This window comes from Pengzhenrongella sp., assembly GCF_036565025.1.
Lineage (GTDB): Bacteria > Actinomycetota > Actinomycetes > Actinomycetales > Cellulomonadaceae > Pengzhenrongella.
In genome coordinates, this window is the sequence record NZ_DATCNW010000089.1 from 1 (window position 1) to 2,736 (window position 2,736).

The 2,736-nt window shown below is 69.4% G+C and carries 4 protein-coding genes; 1 reads left to right on the top strand and 3 read right to left on the bottom strand.

Going from position 1 to position 2,736, the window contains the following annotated elements; all coding sequences use genetic code 11:
• The coding region (locus tag VIM26_RS04885) for a protein kinase domain-containing protein (RefSeq protein ID WP_331949230.1) at nt 1-317 on the bottom strand (317 nt) is incomplete at its 3' end.
• Between the two features lie 178 nt (nt 318-495).
• Nucleotides 496-1,605: a BTAD domain-containing putative transcriptional regulator gene (locus VIM26_RS04890; RefSeq protein WP_331949231.1), complete on the bottom strand. Its 1,110-nt coding sequence runs from the start codon at nt 1,603-1,605 to the stop codon at nt 496-498.
• 131 nt (nt 1,606-1,736) lie between these two features.
• Here VIM26_RS04890 and VIM26_RS04895 point away from each other — a divergent pair, with 131 nt between their 5' ends.
• Nucleotides 1,737-2,246: a hypothetical protein gene (locus tag VIM26_RS04895; RefSeq protein ID WP_331949232.1), complete on the top strand. Its 510-nt coding sequence runs from the start codon at nt 1,737-1,739 to the stop codon at nt 2,244-2,246.
• A 128-nt stretch (nt 2,247-2,374) separates the two neighbouring features.
• Here VIM26_RS04895 and VIM26_RS04900 read toward each other — a convergent pair.
• Nucleotides 2,375-2,736: hypothetical protein (locus VIM26_RS04900; protein ID WP_331949233.1), on the bottom strand; the 362-nt coding region annotated here is incomplete at its 5' end.

The following is a 2,736-nucleotide window of genomic DNA, read 5'->3' on the forward strand; positions in this document are numbered from 1 at the left end:
ACGCCCAGGGCCTGCGCGGCGGACAACGGCCCGGCGCTGAGCACAGCGGTCAGCGGGGCACCGTCGACCCATTCCTCGATGATGTAGGCGCCCTCGGCGTTCTCGGCGTAGCCGTACACGGCGACCAGGTGCGGGTCATCCAGCGCGGCCAGCACCTGCGCCTCACTGCGCCACTGCGCCCGCGACTCCGCGCTCGGCGCATCCAGCGCCTTGATCGCCACAACCCGGTCCAGCGCGTCATCGTGGGCCTTCCACACCGTGCCCGACGTCCCCGACCCCAACCGCCCCAGCAGCGTGTAACCCGCGATTGCCTGCATACCGGACCCTCCGATGTCGGTGACTGGGCGCGACCCTAGACCACGCCCATGTCGGCGGTCGACTACAAGCGGCGGGCCCGCTCGCCGTCCTCGACCACGCCGTACACGTCCCGCGCCTGCCACACCACGGCGCCGCCCGCGGTGGCTACTCGCCCGACGACCTGGTAGCCAACGCTTGTCATGGCGCCCCCTGCGTCATCAGGAACCGTAGCCTCGCCGAGCCGATGGAGATCTCGACGCCGTGTGCCAGCATCTGCTCGCCTACGACGAGTTGTCCGGCGATCCGGCTGCCGTTCGTCGAGTGGAGGTCGACGAACGCGTACCCAGCTGCGGTCGGCGCCACGACGGCATGCCTGCGGCTGACCATGGTGTCGTCGATCACGACGTCGTTGCTCACGTCCCGGCCGATGCGCAGGCCGGTCGGCGGCACCGGCCTGCGTACGCCGTCGGCGAACTCGAGAACCGCGGGTGCCAGGCCGAAGTCCCCGCGTTCGGTGGCCGCCTGGCCTGCCGTGCCGGCTGCCGGGAGGTCGAGCGCCGGGTCCTGAGCAAGGATCTGCCGCTCGAGTTGGCGCACCTGCGCGCTGGGTTCGACGCCCAGCTCGTCAAGGAGGTGGGCCCGAAGGCGGCGGTACGCGGCGAGTGCGTCGGCCTGGCGATCGCAGCGGTACAGCGCGAGAAGAAGGTACCGCCAGAATGACTCGCGCAGCGGGTAGGCGTCGACGAGGCCGGCGAGTTCGGCCACGAGATCGTGGTGTGCGCCTTGGCCGAGATCGGCGCGGATCCGCGCGTCGAGCGTCGCAAGCCGCTCCTCTTCCAGCTGGGTCGCGAGCTCGTCGGCGAACCGTAGCCCGGCCAGGTCCTCGAACGCGCGTCCGGACCACTCGCCGAGCGCGCGGCGGTAGTGCCCGGCAGCGGTCGCGGCCCGGCCAGCCGCCTCTTCCCGGCGGCCCGCGGCGCACTCCCCGCGGAACCGGTCAAGGTCGCTCTGGCCCGGGGCGAGGACCAGCCGGTAACCAGGTGGCACGGTCTGGAGTAGACCGGCATGGTTGCGCTCGCCGAAGGCGGCGCGGAGGACTGAGACCGACACCTGGATGGAGGAGACGACGCTCTGCGGCGGCTCGTCTTCCCAGAGGGCGTCGACGATCGAGGGCGTCGAGACCACGCGGCCCCCGGAGGCGAGCAGGAGCGCGAGAAGACTTCGTCGTTTGAACCCGCCGAGCGCGACTTCCGCGCCGTCACGAATGACCGAAACCGGGCCGAGAACCCGGAAATCGAGCATGTCCATCGACCCCACCTCCCGGCGTCGGTTCCAAGGTACCGGGGCCTTAAGCCCGCGGTAAGAACCTGATCAGGGTCACAGGCGACGCTCCTCCCACGCCACCGATCAGGACGGGGGCACGAGGAAAGGACGAGACGATGACGATCAAATCGGCAATGACCCACCGGATGCGCCACAGCGCCGCGACGATCCTGCTCGTGGCGACAGCACTCGGGGGCGGCCTGCTCGCCGGCGCCGGATCGGCGGACGCGGCAACGGGCACTGTCTCCGACCGCGGCTGGTCGTGCCCAGACAACCGGGTCATCGCAAACGCGCCGGCCATGACGTCACTGAACGGCGGCTACCAGAACGTGCACTGGGCGCCGGTCGTGCAGAAATGGGTCAACGGGCAATGGACGACCTACCGGTCCTACAACTACGAGAGCGGCGCGGCGACGTCAAGCGGGTCGGGCAGTTGGGCGTGGTTGAGCGGCCAGCCGAGCTACGGCAAGTACACCATCACCGTCGACCCGGGCTACTGGTACGGCGGCACGTACTACTCGACGTACTACCGGGTCGTGGACTACTACCAGTGGGCCGACCTGAACAACAACGCGATCACCGGGTGGGGCAGCTTCATCTCCGGTTACGCGTACTGCTCCTACTGACCAACTCCCACACCACGTCGCCGGCTGATCGCCGGCGACGTGGTGTGCTTGCCGACGTCCGCACCATCGCCCCGTGGTCATGTAGACCCCTCCGCTTGTGGTCGCTGACACCATAGGTCGGCCGGGCGTCAGGCCCGCCGCATCGTCAGCGTGGCTGACACATGGCCGCCGCCCGGGAGGCACGCCCCCGTGAGGACCTCCTCGAACTTCCCGACGAACGTCTTCGGCCTCGAGGATGTGGTTGTCGGCCTGAAGGTCACCGTGGCGACGAAATCGTTGGTCTGTGAGTCGTTCGGTCCGCAGGCAGCATGGCCGACCTCGGACTTGGCGGTCCACCGCGACCCGTCCGAGGTCAAGGCGTAGTGCAAACCGCCACCGGAGACCATCGACGCGGTGCACGTGGCGCCGGTGCAGTGGACCTTCGAGATCGTCCACACGAAGGCCTCGTGCTGGCCGACGCTGACCGGTGCCCCGTTGAACTTGTCGGCCG